The 17,894-nt window shown below is 74.7% G+C and carries 16 protein-coding genes; 11 read left to right on the top strand and 5 right to left on the bottom strand.

Features of this window, described 5'->3' with window-relative positions:
- Positions 1-377 precede the first annotated feature (377 nt).
- The 3 genes from ileS to VKZ81_RS28910 are packed head-to-tail and all read left to right on the top strand — an operon-like array spanning position 378 to position 4,664.
- Positions 378-3,554, top strand: coding sequence for an isoleucine--tRNA ligase (gene ileS, locus VKZ81_RS28920; RefSeq protein ID WP_324244887.1), 3,177 nt, complete (start codon positions 378-380; stop codon positions 3,552-3,554).
- 17 nt (positions 3,555-3,571) lie between these two features.
- On the top strand, positions 3,572-3,859 hold the full coding sequence (locus tag VKZ81_RS28915; protein ID WP_324244886.1) for a DUF167 domain-containing protein: 288 nt from the start codon (positions 3,572-3,574) through the stop codon (positions 3,857-3,859).
- A gap of 43 nt (positions 3,860-3,902) precedes the next feature.
- The gene (locus VKZ81_RS28910; protein ID WP_324244885.1) at positions 3,903-4,664 is read left to right on the top strand and encodes a class I SAM-dependent methyltransferase; all 762 of its coding nucleotides are present in this window, start codon (positions 3,903-3,905) and stop codon (positions 4,662-4,664) included.
- A gap of 5 nt (positions 4,665-4,669) precedes the next feature.
- Here the strand turns inward: VKZ81_RS28910 and VKZ81_RS28905 are convergent, their stop codons facing one another.
- The 3 genes from VKZ81_RS28905 to VKZ81_RS28895 are packed head-to-tail and all read right to left on the bottom strand — an operon-like array spanning position 4,670 to position 7,454.
- On the bottom strand, positions 4,670-5,446 hold the full coding sequence (locus tag VKZ81_RS28905) for a DUF4097 family beta strand repeat-containing protein (RefSeq protein WP_324244884.1): 777 nt from the start codon (positions 5,444-5,446) through the stop codon (positions 4,670-4,672).
- A complete protein-coding gene (locus VKZ81_RS28900) occupies positions 5,443-6,117 on the bottom strand; it encodes a response regulator transcription factor (RefSeq protein WP_324244883.1) in 675 nt (224 codons plus the stop codon). The genes VKZ81_RS28905 and VKZ81_RS28900 overlap by 4 nt, the downstream gene beginning before the upstream one ends.
- A complete protein-coding gene (locus tag VKZ81_RS28895) occupies positions 6,114-7,454 on the bottom strand; it encodes a sensor histidine kinase (protein WP_324244882.1) in 1,341 nt (446 codons plus the stop codon). The genes VKZ81_RS28900 and VKZ81_RS28895 overlap by 4 nt, the downstream gene beginning before the upstream one ends.
- Before the next feature lie 136 nt (positions 7,455-7,590).
- Here VKZ81_RS28895 and VKZ81_RS28890 point away from each other — a divergent pair, with 136 nt between their 5' ends.
- The 7 genes from VKZ81_RS28890 to VKZ81_RS28860 all read left to right on the top strand — a co-directional run bounded on the left by VKZ81_RS28890 (position 7,591) and on the right by VKZ81_RS28860 (position 14,386).
- Positions 7,591-9,081 (top strand): potassium/proton antiporter, encoded by a 1,491-nt coding sequence (locus VKZ81_RS28890; protein ID WP_324244881.1) that lies wholly within the window; start codon positions 7,591-7,593, stop codon positions 9,079-9,081.
- Between the two features lie 8 nt (positions 9,082-9,089).
- Positions 9,090-9,674: a signal peptidase II gene (gene lspA / locus VKZ81_RS28885; RefSeq protein WP_324244880.1), complete on the top strand. Its 585-nt coding sequence runs from the start codon at positions 9,090-9,092 to the stop codon at positions 9,672-9,674.
- 37 nt (positions 9,675-9,711) lie between these two features.
- On the top strand, positions 9,712-10,599 hold the full coding sequence (locus tag VKZ81_RS28880; RefSeq protein WP_324244888.1) for an RluA family pseudouridine synthase: 888 nt from the start codon (positions 9,712-9,714) through the stop codon (positions 10,597-10,599).
- A gap of 50 nt (positions 10,600-10,649) precedes the next feature.
- Positions 10,650-11,342: a hypothetical protein gene (locus tag VKZ81_RS28875; RefSeq protein ID WP_324244879.1), complete on the top strand. Its 693-nt coding sequence runs from the start codon at positions 10,650-10,652 to the stop codon at positions 11,340-11,342.
- Between the two features lie 100 nt (positions 11,343-11,442).
- Positions 11,443-12,153, top strand: coding sequence for a DUF998 domain-containing protein (locus VKZ81_RS28870; RefSeq protein ID WP_324244878.1), 711 nt, complete (start codon positions 11,443-11,445; stop codon positions 12,151-12,153).
- Positions 12,150-13,169: a DMT family protein gene (locus VKZ81_RS28865; protein ID WP_324244877.1), complete on the top strand. Its 1,020-nt coding sequence runs from the start codon at positions 12,150-12,152 to the stop codon at positions 13,167-13,169. Before VKZ81_RS28870 ends, VKZ81_RS28865 begins: the two co-directional genes overlap by 4 nt.
- Positions 13,170-13,207: 38 nt before the next feature.
- Positions 13,208-14,386, top strand: coding sequence for a glycosyltransferase (locus VKZ81_RS28860; protein WP_324244876.1), 1,179 nt, complete (start codon positions 13,208-13,210; stop codon positions 14,384-14,386).
- A gap of 39 nt (positions 14,387-14,425) precedes the next feature.
- Here VKZ81_RS28860 and VKZ81_RS28855 read toward each other — a convergent pair whose 3' ends face one another.
- Both VKZ81_RS28855 and VKZ81_RS28850 read right to left on the bottom strand, forming a co-directional pair.
- Positions 14,426-15,496 carry a glycosyltransferase family 4 protein gene (locus tag VKZ81_RS28855; protein WP_324244875.1) on the bottom strand — a complete coding sequence of 357 codons (1,071 nt, stop codon included), beginning with the start codon at positions 15,494-15,496 and terminating at the stop codon, positions 14,426-14,428.
- Positions 15,493-16,395 carry an alpha/beta fold hydrolase gene (locus VKZ81_RS28850; RefSeq protein ID WP_324244874.1) on the bottom strand — a complete coding sequence of 301 codons (903 nt, stop codon included), beginning with the start codon at positions 16,393-16,395 and terminating at the stop codon, positions 15,493-15,495. Before VKZ81_RS28850 ends, VKZ81_RS28855 begins: the two co-directional genes overlap by 4 nt.
- A 258-nt stretch (positions 16,396-16,653) precedes the next feature.
- On the opposite strand from VKZ81_RS28850, the gene dnaE reads away from it, so the two are divergent.
- Positions 16,654-17,894: DNA polymerase III subunit alpha (gene dnaE / locus VKZ81_RS28845; RefSeq protein WP_324244873.1), on the top strand; the 1,241-nt coding region annotated here is incomplete at its 3' end.

Raw genomic sequence — 17,894 nt, 5'->3', positions numbered from 1 at the left:
TCAGCAGATGCAGTGGTCGACCCGTATCAATAGGGTCTGCTCCCACTGTACCGCCTTTGTGCAGGAGCGCCACTGGCCGAATGGGTTTCCGTGCTCCGGTTGTGGACACTACACTTGAGCCAGCAGCGTTCGAGCCGTCATCAGCGGCGAGCTTTCGGAAGAACGGGCCGCTCGCATACCGCGTCGTCCTCACTAGAACCGAACGGGCCGGCCCGTCACAGCCGACCGATGAGCGGCCAGGCCTCCCGCCTGGCAAGCGAGGTGGTACCGCGGTGCCCCACCTGGCGGCCCTGGGCCGTGCACCAGGAGGGCGTCGTCCTCGTGGCAGTGACGACAGTGACACCACCCGACCGCCCGCCTCAGGAGACTCCACCGCAATGGCCTACCCCAAGGTCTCTCACCTGCCCGCAGCTGCACCGGACGTCCCGGCATCCGTCCCCTCGAGCCCGCGCTTCCCCGCGGTCGAGGAGGCCGTGCTCAAGTACTGGGACGAGGACGGCACCTTCGCTGCCTCGGTCGAGAACCGGCCCGCCGGCGAGAACGGCAGCAACGAGTTCGTCTTCTATGACGGCCCGCCTTTCGCCAACGGACTGCCGCACTACGGCCACCTGCTCACCGGCTACGTCAAGGACGTCGTGCCGCGCTACCAGACCATGCGCGGCCGCCGGGTGGAGCGCCGGTTCGGCTGGGACACCCACGGCCTGCCCGCCGAGGTGGAGGCCGAGCGCCAGCTGGGGCTGAAGAGCAAGGCCGAGATCGACGAGATGGGCGTGGCCGCGTTCAACGAGGCCTGCCGCACCTCGGTGCTGCGCTACACCAACGAGTGGCGCGAGTACGTCACCCGCCAGGCCCGCTGGGTCGACTTCGACAACGACTACAAGACGCTCGACCTGGACTACATGGAGAGCGTCATGTGGGCCTTCAAGTCCCTCTGGGACAAGGGCCTGATCTACCAGGGCTTCCGCGTCCTCTGGTACTGCTGGCACGACGGCACGCCGCTGTCGGCCACCGAGACCAAGATGGACGACGTCTACCTGGACCGGCAGGACCCGGCCGTCACGGTGGGGCTGCGCCTGCAGGCACCGGGCTCGGACCTCGACGGGGCGCTCGCGCTGGTGTGGACCACCACGCCGTGGACGCTCCCGTCCAACCTGGCCATGGCCGTGCACCCGGAGGTCGAGTACGCGCTCGTGGCCGCGAACGGGGAGCGCTACGTGCTCGCCACCGCGCGGCTCGCGGCGTACGCCCGCGAGCTCGGCGAGGAGCCGGACGTCCTGCGCACCTTCCGCGGTTCCGAGCTGCTCGGTCTGTCCTACACACCGCCGTTCGACTTCTTCACCGGCTGGGAGAACGCCCACCGCGTGCTCGCCGCCGACTACGTCACCACCGACGAGGGCACCGGCCTGGTGCACATCGCCCCCGCCTTCGGCGAGGAGGACAAGGCCGTCACCGACGCGGCGGGCATCCAGGTCGTGGTGCCGGTCGACAGCAAGGGCGAGTTCGACGAGCGCGTGCCCCCGTACGCGGGGATGCAGGTGTTCGACGCGAACCCGCACATCATCGCCGACCTGAAGCGCGGCGCCCCGCACGCGAAGGGCGTGCTGCTGCGCCACGAGACCTACGACCACCCGTACCCGCACTGCTGGCGCTGCGGCAACCCGCTGATCCAGCGCGCGGTGGACTCGTGGTTCGTCAAGGTCACCGAGTTCCGCGACCGGATGGTCGAGCTGAACAAGCAGATCACCTGGGTGCCCGAGCACATCAGGGACGGCCAGTTCGGCAAGTGGCTGGAGAACGCCATCGACTGGTCGATCTCCCGCAACCGGTACTGGGGCTCGCCGATCCCGGTGTGGGTGTCCGACGACCCCAACCACCCGCGGATCGACGTGTACGGCTCGCTCGACGAGCTGGAGCGCGACTTCGGCGTGCGGCCCACGGACCTGCACCGACCGCACATCGACGAGCTGACCCGGCCCAACCCGGACGACCCCACCGGCAAGTCCACGATGCGCCGGGTGCCCGAGGTGCTCGACTGCTGGTTCGAGTCGGGCTCGATGCCGTTCGCGCAGGTGCACTACCCGTTCGAGAACGCCGAGTGGTTCGAGCACCACTTCCCGGGCGACTTCATCGTCGAGTACAACGGGCAGACCCGCGGCTGGTTCTACACGCTGCACGTGCTCGCCACCGCGCTGTTCGACCGGCCCGCGTTCCGCTCGTGCGTGGCGCACGGGATCGTGCTGGGCGACGACGGGCAGAAGATGTCCAAGTCGCGCCAGAACTACCCGGACGTCAACGAGGTCTTCTCCCGCGACGGCTCCGACGCCATGCGGTGGTTCCTCATGGCCTCGCCGATCCTGCGCGGCGGCAACCTCATCGTCACCGAGCAGGGCATCCGGGAGGGCGTCCGGCAGGCGATCCTGCCGCTGTGGAACACGTGGTACTTCCTGTCGCTCTACGCCGGGCGGCGGGGGGTGCGGCGCACCGACTCGCCGCACGTGCTGGACCGCTACATCCTCGCCAGCACCGCCGCGCTGGTCGACGACCTGACCGCGGCGCTCGACGTCTACGACATCGCGGGCGCCTGCGAGAAGCTGCGCGACCACGCCGAGACGCTCACCAACTGGTACGTCCGGCGCTCGCGCGACCGGTTCTGGGCGGGTGACGACGACGCGATCGACACCCTGCACACCGTGCTGGAGGTGACCTGCCGGCTCGCGGCCCCGTTGCTGCCGCTCACCACGGAGAAGATCTGGCAGGGGCTCACCGGGGGGCGGTCGGTGCACCTGACCGACTGGCCCACGAGCGACGAGCTCCCCCACGACGCCGAGCTCGTCGCGGCCATGGAGCGGGTGCGCCAGGTGGCGTCGGCGGCGCTGTCGCTGCGCAAGGCCCGGGGGCTGCGCGTGCGGCTGCCGCTCGCCCGGCTCACCGTGGCCGCGGCGGACGCCGAGACGCTCGCCCCGTTCACCGACATCCTGCGCGACGAGGTGAACGTCAAGGACGTCACCCTGACCACCGACGTCGCCACCTACGGGCGGTTCGAGGTGGCCGTCAACGCGCGGGTCTGCGGGCCCCGCCTCGGCGGCGACACGCAGAAGGCGATCCGCGCCGTGAAGGCCGGGGAGTGGCACCGGGGCGACGGCGGCACCGTGATCGCGGGCGGGATCGAGCTGCGCGAGGGCGAGTTCACCGAGCGGCTCGTTGCGGCCGACCCGGACTCCACCGCGGCGCTGCCCGGCTCCACGGGGCTCGTCGTGCTCGACACGGAGATCACGCCCGAGCTCGCCGCCGAGGGCACCGCGCGCGACGTCGTGCGGGTCGTGCAGCAGGCCCGCCGCGAGGCCGGGCTCGACGTGGCCGACCGGATCGCCCTCACCCTCGACGGGCCGGCCGCGGTGCTCGACGCCGTGCGCGCCCACGAGCCGTTCGTCGCGGGCGAGGTGCTGGCGACGTCGGTCACCTACGGGCCCGCGCCGGAGCCGACGTTGCGCGGCAGCGTCTCGGCCCCGGACGGCACGAGCGCGGAGCTCGCGGCCCTGGTCGCGCGCAGCTGAGCCGGACCGGGGGCCGCGTGGACGAGGGCGTGCGGATCCCGGTGCGCGTCCGCCCCGGCGCGCGCCGGGAGGAGGTCGGCGGGAGCTGGGCCGGGCCGCGTGGCCCGGCGCTCGTCGTGGCCGTGCGGGCCCGTGCGGTCGAGGGACAGGCGAACGCGGCGGTGGTGGACGCGCTCGCCGCCGCGTTCGGGGTGCGCCGCGGCGACGTCGAGATCGTCACCGGGGCCCGCGGCCGGGACAAGGTCGTGGCGGTGCGCGGGGACCGCGAGCGGCTGTCGGCCCGGCTCGCCGACCTCATGGGCTGAGCCCTCATGGGCCGACCCGGCGGCCGGGGGCATACTCGTCCCCATGGGGGGACCGGCAGCAGCGCGGTGGGCCGAGCTGCAGTCCGGGCGCGGCATCCCGCCGGAGATCCTCGCGCGCGCGTCGGCCAACCCGTGGCACCACGAGGTCTCCTTCTTCACCCCGCCCGCCGAGCCGGCCGACACGCCGTCCCGCCGGGCCGCGCACGCGCTGCTCCCCGACGGCGGCAGCGTGCTCGACGTCGGGTGCGGGGGCGGCGCGGCGTCGTTCGCGCTCGCCGACCGCGCCGGCCACCTCACCGGCGTCGACCAGCAGCAGGACATGCTCGACGCGTTCGCCGCCGAGGCGAACGCCCGCGGCCTCCCGCACCGCACGGTGCTCGGCCGCTGGCCGGGCGTCGCGCCCGCCGCGGGCCGCGCCGACGTGGTGGTCTGCCACCACGTGCTGCACAACGTCGTGGACCTCGTGCCGTTCCTCGAGGCGCTCACCGCGGCGGCCCGCCGCGGCGTGGTCGTCGAGATGATGGCCCAGCACCCGATGGCCTGGCTCGACCCGCTCTGGGTGCGGTTCCACGGCCTGCACCGCCCGGAGCCCGCCACCGTCGACGACGCGGTCGCCGTGCTGCGCGAGATCGGCATCTCACCGGACGTGCAGCGGTGGGAGCGCGAGCTGCCGCCCCGGCAGGACCCGGAGTGGGTCGCGCGCCGGCTCTGCCTGCCGCAGGACGCGGTGCCCGAGGTCGCCGAGGCGATCGAGGCGCTGGAGCGGCCGCGGGCGGCGGCGACGCTGTCCTGGACCGCCCGCTGATCCCGCTAGCGGCTGGGGCGGACCGTCACGTCGCCGATGTGGCTGATGGCGCGCAGCGCGTGGGGGGAGCCGGGGTCGGTCGGCACCAGCACGCGCTCCTCACCGTTGTCGGTTGCGGCGTCCACGCGGTAGGCCGTGCCGTCCGGGACCGCCAGGTCGACCTCCCCGGTCTCGCTGACCAGGTCGGCCGACTGCGGTACCACCAGCAGTTCCAGCCGCACGTCGCCGACGTCGGTCGCCGCGCGCACCACGGGGGCGCGCACCGCCTCGGCGATGATCTCCCCGGTGTTCGAGCGCAGGTCGAGCGGGCCCGCGACCTCGGTGACGGTGATGTCGCCGTGCGACCGGTCCACCGTGAGCGGGCCGGAGAGCCCGCTCGCCGTCACGTCGCCGTCGGCGCCGTCCACCACCACCTCGAACGCGGGTGGCACCGCCACCTCGTGCGTCACGTCGCAGCGGACGGCGAGGAACCCCCGGCAGCGGGCGGTCAGCCGGACGCCGGACGGGGTCGACTCCTGCACGATCTCGGGCTCGTCGAGCCCGTGACCCACGATCGTGCGCACGTGGACCCGCCCGTCGTCGCTCGGGCCGATCGTCACGTCGCCGTCGGCGTCGACCACGAGCCGGTCGGTGGCGGTGGTGAAGGAATCGCTGCGCTCGACGGTGCCGGTCACCATCTCCGACAGCAGCCCGACGCTGCCCGTGCCGCACACGAGCCCCACCATGAGCACCGCGGCGGCCACCACCGCCGGGCGGGGCTTCGCGGGAGCCTGCGTCGTCATCCACCCTCCAGGTACTTGAGCACGGCGAGCACGCGCCGGTGGTCCGTGGGCGCCGCGGGGAGCGCCAGCTTCATGAAGATCCCGCTGATGTGCTTCTCCACCGCGCCCTCGCCGATGACGAGCTGTTCGGCGATCCCCGCGTTGGAGCGGCCCTCGGCCATCAGCGCGAGCACCTCCCGCTCGCGGCGGGTGAGCGCGGCGAGCGGGGCGGCCCGCCGGGAGCGGGCGAAGATCTGCGAGACCACCTCGGGGTCGAGGGCGGTGCCCCCGGCCCGCACGCGGTGCAGGGCCTCGACGAACGAGTCCACGTCCGCCACGCGGTCCTTGAGCAGGTAGCCGACGCCGCGGGTGTCGCCCGCGAGCAGCTCGGTGGCGTAGCGCTCCTCGACGTACTGCGAGAGCACGAGCACCGCCACCTCCGGCCACCGGGACCGGATCACGAGCGCCGCCCGCAGCCCCTCGTCGGAGTGGGTGGGCGGCATCCGGACGTCGGCGACGACGACGTCGGGCTGCTTCTCGCCGACCGAGCGCAGCAGCGCCTCACCGTCGCCGACGGCGTCCACCACCTCGAACCCCGCCTCGCCGAGCAGCCGGGCGAGCCCCTCGCGCAGCAGCACCGAGTCCTCGGCGATGGTGACCCGCGCCGGCGCCGAGGCCATCGCAGCGGTCATCGGGCGAGCCCCGCGGGGGCGGTGGGCAGCTCGACGGTGATCACGGTGGGCCCGCCGACGGGGGAGTCGACGCGCAGCTGCCCGTCCACCCCGGACACCCGGTCGGCGAGGCCGCGCAGCCCGGTCCCGCGGTCGGGGTCGGCCCCGCCCACCCCGTCGTCGGTGACGGTGATCCACAGCGGCCCGCCGCGCTCGCGGCGGACGGTGACCGACGCGTGGGCGGCCTTCGAGTGGCGGGCCACGTTGGTGAGCGCCTCGGCCACCACGAAGTAGCCGATCGCCTCCACCGTGGCGTCGGGCCGCTCCTCGATCTCGACGGTGAGCTCCACCGGCACCGGGCAGCGCACCGCGATCGCCGAGAGCGCCGCGTCCAGCCCGCGGTCGGTGAGCACCGGCGGGTGCAGGCCGCGGATGAGGCCGCGCAGCTCGGTGACGGCGTCCTTGGCCTGCTGGTGGGCGTCGTCGAGCAGCTCGCCCACCGCCGTGGGGTCCTGCTTGTAGCGCGCCTTCGCCCGGCCGAGCGTCATCCCCAGGGCGACGAGCCGCTGCTGGGTGCCGTCGTGCAGGTCGCGCTCCAGCCTGCGCCGCTCGGCCTCCCCGGCGTCGACGACCCGGGCGCGGCTGCGCTCCAGCTCGTCCACCCGCTGGGCGAGCGCCTCGGGCACCGGCCCGAGCAGGGTGCGGGCGATCGCGACGTCGGCGCTCGCGAGCCCGCGCAGCACGGCGGGGGCGGCGAGCAGCAGGACGAGCCCGATCCCGGCGAGCAGCGTCCGGCCCGCCCAGTTGTCGACGAAGGGGACGGCGTAGCTCGTGGTGCCGCGCCCGTCGTCGACAGCGGGGACGGCGAGGCCCAGCAGCGGCGTCGCCAGCAACGCCAGCGCCCCGGTGAGCAGCGCGTAGGTGAGGCCGCCGGTGAGCGCTCCGAGCGGCGCCGCCAGCACCTGGTGCAGCGCGCGGCGGCGCACCCCCGGGTCGCGCAGCAGCACGCCGCCGTAGCGCAGCGGGTTGGGCTGGAACGCCGGCAGGGGCTGCGGCTCGATGGCGACGCCGAGCAGCAGGCGGTAGCGCGCCCGCTCCAGGCGCGCGAGGCCCGCGCTCACCCACGCGGTGGCGATCCACACCGGCACCCCGGCCAGCGCGAACGGGAACAGCAAGACGGCGAGGAACAGCCCGAGGCTCACCACGAACGCCGTCACCGCGCCCACCACGGCGTCGAGCAGCAGGTGGGCCGCCGTGAGCCAGGTCGAGGGGGCCAGCAGCGCCCGGATCGGGTCACGGGTCGGATCCCGGGTGGGATCACTGCGGGGAACGTCCTCGGCGGCCGTCGCGATGACCATGACAGCAGGCTAAGGAGCACCCCCGGGGGCGCACCATCCGGTTGGTCCCCTGGTCCGTGGTGGGGCCAGCCCCCCGAACGCGTGCACGGGCCGTGTGCACCTTCGCCGATACGGTGGAGCGGGGGCGGAGGTGACCATGGGGCTGGAGGTGGTGCTGGGGGTCGCGGCCGCCGTCGTCCTGCTCGGGGTGTTCGCGGTGCGGCTCTCGGTGCGGCTCGGGCTGCCCTCGCTGCTGGTCTACCTGGCGATCGGGGTCCTGCTCGGGGAGTCGGTGCTCGGCATCCAGTTCTCCGACGCCCCGCTCACCGAGTCGCTCGGCTGGGCGGCCCTGGTGCTCATCCTCGCCGAGGGCGGGCTCAGCACCCGCTGGGCGGCCGTGCGGCCGTCGTTCGGCGTCGGCATCGCGCTCGCGACCGTCGGGGTCGCGGTGAGCATCGCCGTCGTCGGGCTGGGGCTGCACGTCCTGCTCGGCCTGGGCTGGCGGGCCGCCTTCCTCTGGGGGGCGGTGCTGTCGTCCACCGACGCGGCCGCGGTCTTCAGCGTGCTGCGCGGGGTGGGCGTGCTGCCGCGGCTCGCGGGGGCGCTGGAGCTGGAGTCGGGGTCCAACGACGCGCCGGTCGTGCTCGCCGTGGTCCTGCTCGCCTCCCCGGACCCCATCACCTGGGTCACCCCGGCCCTCGTCGTCTACGAACTCGCGGCGGGCGGGATCATCGGCGCGCTCCTCGGCATGGGCGGGGCGTGGGCCCTGCGCCGCACGGCGCTGCCCGCCACCGGGCTGTACCCGCTCGCGGCGATCGCGGTGTGCGTGCTCGCCTACTCCGCGGGCCAGCTCGCGCACGCCTCCGGGCTGCTCGCCGTGTACGTCGCCGCGCTGGTGCTGGGCAACGCCGACCTGCCGCACCGCGGCGACGTGCGCTCGTTCGCCGAGGGGACGGCGTGGCTCGCGCAGATCGGGCTGTTCGTGCTGCTCGGCCTGTACGTCTCGCCACCCCGGCTGATCGACGCGGTCGTCCCGGCGCTCGTGGCCGGGGTCGTGCTCACGGTGGCCGCCCGCCCGCTGTCGGTGATCGCCTCCGCGACCCCGTTCCGGGTGCCGTGGCGCGAGCAGGCGTTCCTGTCCTGGGCCGGCCTGCGCGGCGCGGTGCCCATCGTGTTCGCGCTGGTCGCGCTCGTGGAGGGGGCGCCGAGCGGGCCCGCGCTCGTGGACGTGGTATTCGTGCTGGTGGTCGGGCTCACCCTGCTGCAGGGGCCCACGCTGCCGTGGGTGGCGCGCACACTGGGGGTGGCGCGGGAGGCCGAGCCGCGCGAGATCTCCGTGGACGCTGCTCCGCTGGACGCGCTGTCGGCCGACCTGCTGCAGGTGCAGGTGCCGGTCGGGTCGCGGCTGCGCGGGGTGTACCTGCGGGAGCTGCGGCTGCCGCGCGGCGCCGTGGTCAGCCTCGTCGTGCGCGACGGCCAGGGCTTCACCCCCACCGAGGACACCCGGCTGCGGGAGCGCGACCAGCTGCTCGTGGTCACCACGGCGGAGGCGCGGCAGGCCGCCGAGGAGCGGATCAGGGCCGTCGACCAGCGCGGACGGCTGGCCCGCTGGCACGCCGGGCGGAGGCCGACGGACGGTAGGGGATGATGGAACGTGTGAGCGAGCACGCGAGTCAGCGATCGGAGCCGGCCGAGGCGGAGGCGAGTCCCACGGGACCGAAGGTCCGGCTGCTGTCGCTGATCGCGGTGACCGTCCTCGCCCTCGACGTCGTCACGAAGGTCGTCGCGGTCGCGCAGCTGGAGGACCGCGCCCCGGTGGAGATCCTCGGCGGGCTGGTCTACCTGCAGCTGGTGCGCAACCCCGGGGCCGCGTTCTCGATCGCCACCGGCTACACGTGGGTGCTCACGCTCGTGGCGATCGCGGTGGCCGTGGTGATCGTGCGGGTGTCGCGGCGGCTGCGCTCGACCGGGTGGGCGGTCGCGCTCGGGCTCGTGCTCGGCGGCGCGCTGGGCAACCTCACCGACCGCCTGTTCCGCGCGCCCGGGCCGCTGCAGGGCCACGTCGTCGACGTGGTCTCCTTGCTCGCCCCCGACGGGCGGGTGTGGCCGGTGTTCAACCTCGCCGACTCCTCCATCGTCTGCGGCGGCGCGCTGCTGGTGCTCCTCGCGCTGCTCGGCCGGGAGCTCGACGGCACGCGGAGCGGCAAGCGGGCCGGGAAGGGGGAGCACGCCGGTGAGTGACACCCGCCAGCTCCCGGTGCCCGACGGCCTCGACGGGATGCGGGTCGACGCGGGCCTGTCGCGGCTGCTCGGGCTGTCGCGCACGGTCGTCGCCGCGCTCACCGAGGACGGCCGCGTCGCCGTGGACGGGCGGACCGCGGGCAAGTCCGACCGGCTGACCGCGGGCGCGTGGCTGGAGGTGCAGCTGCCCGAGCCCGAGCCGGCCAAGCCGATCACCGGGCCGGAGGAGGTCGTCGCCGGGCTCACCGTGCTGCACGCCGACGACGAGATCATCGTCGTGGACAAGCCGGTGGGCGTCGCCGCGCACCCGAGCCCCGGCTGGACCGGCCCGACCGTGCTGGGCGGGCTCGCCGCGCTCGGCTACCGCGTCTCCACCTCGGGCGCGGCCGAGCGGCAGGGCATCGTGCACCGGCTCGACGTCGGCACCACCGGCGTGATGGTCGTCGCGGCCACCGAGCACGCCTACACCGTGCTCAAGCGGGCGTTCAAGCAGCGCACGGTCGAGAAGCGCTACCACGCGGTGTGCCAAGGGCACCCCGATCCGATCCGCGGCACGATCGACGCCCCGATCGACCGGCACCCGCGCCACGACTACAAGTTCGCCGTGGTGGCGGGCGGCAAGCCGAGCGTCACCCACTACGACACCATCGAGGCGTTCCCCGCCGCGTCGCTGTTGGACGTGCGGCTGGAGACCGGGCGCACCCACCAGATCCGGGTGCACCTGGCCGCCATGCGCCACCCGTGCGTCGGCGACCTCACCTACGGCGCCGACCCGGTGCTCGCCAAGCGCCTCGGCCTGCAGCGGCAGTGGCTGCACGCCCGCTCGCTCGGGTTCGAGCACCCGACCGACGGGCGGTGGGTGGAGTACACGAGCCCGTACCCCGCCGACTTGGAGCGGGCCCTCGAGCTGCTGCGGGACCATTAGCCCCCGGACGCCCCCGGGCGGCCGGGACGTGGACACTGGACGACCGGACCGTGAGCGGGCAGGGGGCGATCGTGACCTGGCGGGCCAGGACCTGGGTGCTGCTGGCGTGCGCCGCCGCCGTGCTGCTCACGGCGTGGTACGCCGGTTCGCGCTTCCCCGCCTCCGCCCCGGCGCCCGCCCCGGGGTCGGTCCGCCTCGGCCCGGAACCGGGGGAGGAGGTCGCCGCCTACCTCGCGCGGCTGCCCGCCGAGCTGCCCCCACCGGGCACGGACGCGCTCGCGCTGGTGCAGTTCACCGGCGAGCTGCCCGTCGCCGAGGCCGACCGGGCGGTCGCGGGCACGACGCCGGTCACGGCCGTGCTGCGGGTGCCGATGCCCCGCGTGCAGACCGCGCTGCGGTTCGAGCCCCTCGACGCGGGCGCCTCCCCGTCGGCCGCCTTCGACGCGGCGCGGCAGCGCGCCCAGCAGCAGGCCGCCGCCGACGCCCAGCGGCAGCCCGGCCGGGCGGGTGCCGTCGCCGCGGCCGAGGCCGCTGCGCTGGCCGATGCGTCCGCGCCGTGCGTGCTCGCCGTCGTCGTGCGGGCCGACCGGGCGGGCCTGGACGCCGTGGCCGCCGGGGAACGGGTCAGGGCCGTCCACGCGGCGCCCGCCGGGGTCACCGCGCGCGAGCTGGCGCTCTCGCCGCTGCTGCCCGAGCAGCTCGAGCGCGCCGACCCGCCGCCCGACGACGGGCCCGTCCCGTGACGCGCGCGGATACCCCGACCGGCGGGTGGGGGAATACCCCCGGGCGGACTCGGTGGAGATCCTGATGTCCGTTTCAGAGCCGTGCTGGCACGGTATGCCCATGACGTCGAGCGGGGGGAACGTGCGCGAGCCCGCTGCGGTGACGTGGGTGGGGGAGTCCGTCGTGATCGGATGCGTGATCGTCGCGCTGCTCCCCCTCGGTGTCCTGCACCTGAGCAGCATCGGGTCGCTCGACCCGCGCACGGCCGTGATCAGCGACTACGTGTTCCAGCCGGGCGGCTACGCGCTGCTCGGCGCCGCCGCGATCAGCCTCGCGGCGGGGTGCGCGGTCGTCGCGACCGGCCTGCGCCGCGCCGAGCTGCCCGCGGCCCGCGTGCCTGCGGCGCTGTTCACCAGCGCGGCGGTGGCGCTCGTGCTCGTCGCGCTCTTCCCGACCCACACCCCGGGCACCACGCCCGGGCTGGTCTCCACCGTGCACCGGGCCGCGGGCGGCTGGGTGTTCGCGGTGGTGCCGGTCGCGGCGTGGCTGGTGGCGGTGCGGGCCCGCTCGGCGCCCGCGTGGCGGCCCGCGGCCGTCCCGCTGACCTGGGCGGCGCGCGGCGCCACCGCGATCAGCGCCGTCTTCCTGCTGAATCATGTTCCGATCGTTATCACCGGTTCACCGTTTCTCCCCTTCCTCGGTGGGGTGCAGCGTGTTCTCTGTGCTGCGGTGATGGTGGTGCTGGTGATGACGGCCCGGGCGACCCGGCTCGCGGCGGAGCGCGGCTGCGAACCGGTGCCCGTCCCACCGAGGCTGCGGGGTGCGGCGTGATCACGATGATCAGCGAGGTCGCCGGCACCGGGATCGCCATCGTGCTGGCCGTCCTCGGGGCGGCCTGCTTCGCCGGGGCCGCGGTGCTGCAGCACGGCGCCGTCACCGCCGGATCGCACCGCGAGGAGGACGACCAGCCCGGCAAGGTGGTGTCGCTGCGCGGCCTGCGCGAGATCACCCGCCGCCCCGGCTGGCTCGCCGGGCTCGCCCTCGCGGGCACGGGCTCGGCGCTGCACGCCACGGCGCTCGTGCTGGCCCCGCTCTCGGTGGTGCAGCCGCTCGGCGTGCTGGCCGTCCCGCTCGCGGTGCTGCTCACCGCGATGCGCACCGACCGCACGCCCGCCGCGGGCGTCGTGGTCGGGGTGCTGCTCACGATCGCGGGCGTCGCCGTGTTCGTCGGCGCCGCGGCGGGCACCGCCGTCAGCTCGCCCCCGCCGGGCCAGGCCACACTGGTCGCCGGCATCGTCGTCGCCTGCGTCGTGCTCGCCCTCGCCGGGCTGGGCTTCGCCCGCTCCGGCTGGGTGCGCTGCGTGGCGTGCGCGATGGCGGGGGCCACGGCGTTCGGCCTGGTCTCGGCGCTGGTGCGGGCGGTGTCGCAGTCCGTCGTCGCGGGCGACGTCGGCCTGTTCGCGCTGCCCGTGCTCGCCGCGGTCGCCGGCATCGCGGCCGCGGTGCTCGTCGGCGGCTGGCTCGTCCAGCAGGCGTTCGCCTCCGGCCCGCCGGAGGTCGTCATCGCCTGCCTCACCGTCGTCGACCCGATCGTCGCCGTGCTGCTCGGCGCGGTGCTGCTCGGTGAGGGCGTCGCCACGCCGGCCGAGACGTGGTTCCTGCTCGCCGGCGCCGCGATCACCGCCACCGCGGGCGTGATCGCGCTCGCCCGCCACCACCCGGACGCGGCGGCCGCCCGCGCCGCCCGTCCCGGTCCCGGGGAGGCGGCGTCGCCGCCTGCCCCCGAGGCCCCCCTGTCCACGCCGGACGCGCCGCAGCGCCCGGCCGACCCCGTGCACCGCCGGTGATCCCCAGCGCCGGTTACCCACCCGAGAGGACATCTGCTGTGAAGCCGCTTCGGATCCTGATCGGTGCGGAGACCTACCCGCCCGACGTCAACGGCGCCGCACGCTTCGCCGAACGCCTCGCCACCGGGCTCGCCGGGCGCGGGCACGAGATCCACGTCGTGGCCCCGTCACCGACCGGCGCCCCGATGCGGGAGGACCGCGACGGCGTCGTCGTCCACGGCGTGCGCTCGCACCGCTACTACCGCCACGAGGGCTTCCAGGTCTGCCTGCCCTGGGAGGCCTTTCCGGCGACCGCGGCGCTGATGGAGGAGATCGACCCCGACGTCGTGCACACCAACGCGCACATGGTCGTCGGGCGCGGGATCGTCCGGGCGGCGCACCGCACCGGCCGCCCGCTGGTCGCCACCAACCACCTGATGCCGGAGAACCTCATCGGCTACAGCCCGATCCCGCGGGTGCTGCGGGGCGCGTTCAACCGGTGGGCGTGGCGCGACCTCGGCCGGGTCTTCGCCAAGGCGCAGGTCGTGACGGCGCCGACCCCGCGCGCGGTCGACCTGCTCGTCCGGCACGCGGGGCTGGTCGACGCCTTCCCGGTGTCCAACGGGATCGACGCCGAGCGCTACCAGGTGATCCCGCGCACCCCGGGCCCCGTCCCGACCGTGCTGTTCGTCGGCAGGCTCGACCCCGAGAAGCGGGTGGACGAGCTGATCAGGGCGTTCGCCGCGCTCCCGGAGGGGCTCCCGGCCCGGCTGGAGATCGTGGGCGACGGCGCGCGCCGCGACGAGTGGACCGCGCTGGCGGCCGGGCTCGGCCTCGGCGAGCGGGTGCGCTTCCGCGGGTTCGTCTCCGAGCAGGAGCTGCTCGAGGCCTACGCCTCCGCCGACCTGTTCTGCATGCCCGGCATCGCGGAGCTGCAGAGCCTCGTCACGCTCGAGGCGATGGCCGCCGGCCTTCCCGTGGTGGCCGCCAACGCGATGGCGCTGCCGCACCTCGTGCGGCCCGGCCGCAACGGCTGGCTCTACACCCCGGGCGACGTGCAGGAGCTCACCACCCGGCTCGCCGCGCTGGTGGGCGACGCCGCCACCCGCCGCCGGATGGGAGCCGCGAGCCGCGAGATCGTGGCCGCGCACGGGTTCCAGGCCACCCTGGACCGGTTCGAGGGCATCTACGCCCAGGTGCTGGGCCGCCAGCCGGTGGGCATGCACCGCGCCGCCTGACCCTGCCGCCTGGCTCCGCCAGACCCACCCTGCGCCCGGCTACCGCGACCGCTCGCGCGCCACGCGCTCCAGCAGCGCCAGCAGCACGCGGGCCGAGGCCTCCCAGCTGTACCTGGCGGCGCGCGCCCGCGCGGCGTCGGAGCGGCGCTGCCACACCTCGGGGTCGTCGAGCTCCCGCACCGCCTCGACGAACCCGTGCACGTCGTCCGGGTCGACGTAGGCCGCGGCGTCGCCGCCGACCTCCCGGAACACCGGGATGTCGCTCACCACGAGCGGGGTGCCCAGCGCCATCGCCTCGACCAGCGGGATGCCGAAGCCCTCGTCGCGGGAGGCCGACACGAGCGCGGTGGCGCCGCGCAGCACGTCGCGGTAGGTCTCGTCGCTCGCGCCGTCGTGGAAGACGAGCTTCCCGCCGGGGGCGAGCGCGGTGAGCCGGGCCCGCTCGTCCGGCCCGATCCGGCTCATCAGGTGCAGCTCGTGGTGCGGCAGCGCCGGCATCGCGCTGGCCAGGGTGCCGACGTTCTTGTAGGGCATGAACGAGCCCATGTAGACCAGCGCGCCGGTGCGGGGCAGCCGCGGCAGGTCCGGGGCGGGGTCGGGCGCGTTGGGCACCACCGTCACCGGGCGGCGGGTCAGCCGGTGCTGCGCGATCAGCGACGCCGTCGTCTCCGACACGGTGACGACGGCGTCGGCCCGGTTCAGCAGCACCCGCTGCGGCCACCACGCGAGGTGGTAGAGCCGCCAGAGGACGCGGATCGGCAGCGCGAACTCCGGCGGCGGGGTGCGGTTGCGGTAGTAGATGAGGTCGTGCAGCGTCAGCACGAGCGCGTAGTCGCGGCCCCAGCTGCCCATCGTCTGCATCGGGGAGAACACCACGTCGGCGCCGATGCGGCGGACCTGCCGGGCGACGAACGGCTCCCGGATGCTCGTCGGCGCGCTCAGCCGGTGCCACGGCACGTCCGGCAGGGCCGCGAGCTGGCGTTCGTCGCAGATCAGCAGCTCGACCTGCGGGTGCAGCCGGGCGAGCTCGCGGGCCAGGCCGACCGTGTAGCGGCTGATGCCGTCGTGGCGGCCGACCCGCACGTACCGGCAGTCGAGCAGGAGCCTCATCCGGCCCGCTGCGCCAGGGCCGCGAGGAACGCGCCGATCTCGCCGGCGACGGCGGCGGGCGCCTCGTAGTGCGCGAGGTGCCCGGTGCCGGGCACGACGGCGAGTCGGGCGTCGGAGAAGCGGGCCGCGAGGGCGCGTTGCGCGGGCAGCGGGGCGATGTCGTCCCGCTCGGCCGCGACGAGCAGCGTCGGCACGCCGACCCCGTACGCGGACTCGGCGACGTCGTGGTGCACGGAGGCGTGGAACGCCTCCAGCAGGGTCTTGCGGTCGGCGAACGTGGAGAAGTAGCGGTCGTGCTCGGCGTGGATCCAGCGGCGCAGCTCCCGGTCGCGGGTGGTGGCCATGGTGACGCTCGCGACGCGGGTCATGAGCCGGTTGCGCAGCAGCGCGGTGCCGGCCCGCTCCGGCAGCGCGGCGCTGATGCGGTGGTAGAGCACGGTGAGGCCGGTCATCAGCCGGCGCGGGCCGTCGAGCGCCGACGCCGCGATCGGGTTGACCAGGACGAGGCCGCGCACGGTGGCACCCCGCGCGACGGCGGCGGCGGTCACGATCGAGCCGAACGAGTGGCCGGCGAGCACCGCGTTCCCGCCCGGTGCCACGGCGGCGACCAGGTCGCGGGTCCACGCGGCGTAGGTCGCGAGGTCGTGGCGGGCCGAGGGCAGGGGAGGCGACGCCCCGAAGCCGGGCAGGTCCGGCACGACCACCTGGGTGCCCTCGAGGTGCGCGACGATCGGTTCGAGGCCGTGGTGGTCGCCCCGCAGCCCGTGGACGAACACGACGCGGTGGGCGTCGTCGGCGCCGTAGACCCACAGCCGGGTGCGCCCGCCGCGCAGCTCGACCTCCTCCTGGCGGACGGGGAGGCGCGCGACGAGCGCGGCGTAGGGGGACCGATCGCTCACGGGCGCGAGCCTAATGCGGCCCTCCGAGGGCCCGCGCCGGGCCGCCCCGGCGCGGGCCCGACACGCCGGTCTGCGGGGTGAGCAGCGGGGTCGATCGCGTCGGCACCGCGTCCGCGGTTCCGTCGGGGGCCGGGGCTAATCTGAGGCGTCCCCGGCACCCCCGCCCAGCGGCCCACCGGGCGGGGGAGGGGCGGCTCGTGCGTCAGACGTGCAGACGTGCGCCGCGATCTGCGGCGCCAGGAGGGAGCAGCCCACCCGATGGCGGCCAGTACCGACAGCTTCGTCCACCTGCACACCCACACCGAGTTCTCCATGCTCGACGGGGCCGCGCGGCTGGACGACCTGTTCCGCGAGACGGCGCGGATGGGGATGCCGGCGCTGGCGATGACCGACCACGGCAACGTGTACGGCGCCTACGAGTTCTGGAAGAAGGCCAAGGCGGCCGGCATCAAGCCCATCATCGGCATGGAGGGCTACCTCGCCCCGGGCAGCCGCCACGAGCGCAAGCGCGCCACCCTCGGCGGGCAGACGGTCAGCGACGACAACCCGGGTGAGATGTACACCCACATGACCCTGCTGGCCGAGAACACCGAGGGGATGCACAACCTCTTCCGGCTCTCCTCGCTGGCCTCGCTCGAGGGCTACTACTACAAGCCCCGCATGGACCGGGAGCTGCTGGAGACCTACGGCAAGGGGATCATCGCCACCACCGGCTGCCCGTCCGGCGAGGTCCAGCGGCTGCTGCAGCAGGACCGCTTCGACGACGCCTGCCAGGCCGCGAGCGACTACCGCGACATCTTCGGCAAGGACAACTTCTTCTGCGAGCTGATGGACCACGGCATCGGCATCGAGAAGCAGGTCCAGGAGGCGTTGTTCGACCTGAAGAAGCGGCTCGGCCTGCCGGGGCTCGCCACCAACGACCTGCACTACACCTACGCCGAGGACGCCAAGTCCCACGAGGTCCTGCTGTGCGTGCAGACCGGCAAGACCCTCGCCGACCCCAACCGGTTCAAGTTCGACGCGCAGGACTTCTACCTCAAGACGCCCGCCGAGATGCGCGCGCTGTGGGACCCGATCCACCCCGAGGCGTGCGACAACACCCTGCTCGTCGCCGAGCGCGTCAACGTCGAGTTCGCCGAGGGCCAGAACCTCATGCCGCGCGCCCCCGTCCCCGAGGGGGAGACGGAGGAGAGCTGGCTGATCAAGGAGGTCGAGCGCGGCCTGCACCGGCGGTTCCCGAACGGGATCCCCGAGCGGTACCGCAAGCAGGCCGAGTACGAGGTCGGCGTCATCATCCAGATGGGGTTCCCCGGCTACTTCCTCGTCGTGGCCGACCTCATCCAGCACGCCAAGTCCGTCGGCATCCGGTGCGGCCCCGGCCGCGGATCCGCGGCGGGCTCGCTCGTGGCCTACGTGCTCGGCATCACCGACCTCGACCCGATCGAGCACAAGCTGATCTTCGAGCGGTTCCTCAACCCCGAGCGCGTGTCGATGCCCGA

This window comes from Pseudonocardia sp., from assembly GCF_035305885.1.
GTDB lineage: Bacteria > Actinomycetota > Actinomycetes > Mycobacteriales > Pseudonocardiaceae > Pseudonocardia.
Note: the sequence above shows the minus strand (reverse complement) of the source record. Positions and strands in the feature narration are given on the sequence as shown.

What these genes read in the sequence shown, in the direction of transcription:
- VKZ81_RS28855 (WP_324244875.1), bottom strand. Translation starts at nt 15,496, where the DNA reads ATGAGGCTCCTGCTCGACTGCCGGTACGTGCGGGTCGGCCGCCACGAC.
- VKZ81_RS28905 (WP_324244884.1), bottom strand. Translation starts at nt 5,446, where the DNA reads ATGACGACGCAGGCTCCCGCGAAGCCCCGCCCGGCGGTGGTGGCCGCC.
- VKZ81_RS28910 (WP_324244885.1), top strand. Translation starts at nt 3,903, where the DNA reads ATGGGGGGACCGGCAGCAGCGCGGTGGGCCGAGCTGCAGTCCGGGCGC.
- VKZ81_RS28890 (WP_324244881.1), top strand. Translation starts at nt 7,591, where the DNA reads ATGGGGCTGGAGGTGGTGCTGGGGGTCGCGGCCGCCGTCGTCCTGCTC.
- VKZ81_RS28880 (WP_324244888.1), top strand. Translation starts at nt 9,712, where the DNA reads ATGCGGGTCGACGCGGGCCTGTCGCGGCTGCTCGGGCTGTCGCGCACG.
- VKZ81_RS28900 (WP_324244883.1), bottom strand. Translation starts at nt 6,117, where the DNA reads ATGACCGCTGCGATGGCCTCGGCGCCGGCGCGGGTCACCATCGCCGAG.
- ileS (WP_324244887.1), top strand. Translation starts at nt 378, where the DNA reads ATGGCCTACCCCAAGGTCTCTCACCTGCCCGCAGCTGCACCGGACGTC.
- VKZ81_RS28870 (WP_324244878.1), top strand. Translation starts at nt 11,443, where the DNA reads ATGACGTCGAGCGGGGGGAACGTGCGCGAGCCCGCTGCGGTGACGTGG.
- VKZ81_RS28895 (WP_324244882.1), bottom strand. Translation starts at nt 7,454, where the DNA reads ATGGTCATCGCGACGGCCGCCGAGGACGTTCCCCGCAGTGATCCCACC.